This window comes from Wolbachia endosymbiont of Tuta absoluta, from assembly GCF_059414725.1.
In genome coordinates this window covers 1-400 of the sequence record NZ_JBNRJY010000095.1, presented here as the reverse complement: position 1 = coordinate 400, position 400 = coordinate 1, and the positions used below count along the sequence as shown (strand labels likewise).

1 protein-coding gene and 1 pseudogene are annotated in these 400 nt (G+C 36.0%); both read right to left on the bottom strand.

Going from position 1 to position 400, the window contains the following annotated elements; translation table 11 throughout:
• A pseudogene (locus ACJ5GX_RS01165) lies at positions 1–139 on the bottom strand (DsbA family protein); the annotation flags it as partial.
• A complete protein-coding gene (locus ACJ5GX_RS01160; protein ID WP_495292599.1) occupies positions 76–273 on the bottom strand; it encodes a hypothetical protein in 198 nt (65 codons plus the stop codon). The gene ACJ5GX_RS01160 and the pseudogene ACJ5GX_RS01165, both read right to left, overlap by 64 nt.
• Positions 274–400: the final 127 nt, after the last annotated feature.

The window sequence follows — 400 nt, the reverse complement described above, 5'->3', positions numbered from 1 at the left end:
CTAGTGCAGCATAGTGAAAATCTAAGTACTTTTCTTTATCGATAAAATAAGTTGCTAAAGCACCTTTTGCTGCCTTTAAAGAATTGTTACCAAGTATTGGAGCATCTCTAAAGATATACTTAATTTTGCCATCATTGATCGATCAACTGTTTTTACATCGAGATTTTCCGACTTAATTTCTTTTATTTTTTCCACATTCAAAGTTAACTGTTCTTTTTTAGTAATAACTAAGTTTTCTGTTCCTTCATCAAGGATTTTCTTGCTGGACAACAATCTTACTAGGTCTTCCTCACTTCCATAAAGGCTGCTCCAGCTGTGGTAAGCCCTCTTCTCCGCCTACATAGTGTGTAAAAGATGATGAATGATAAACCCCCAAGCTGACTTCTGGGTTGACAGCATC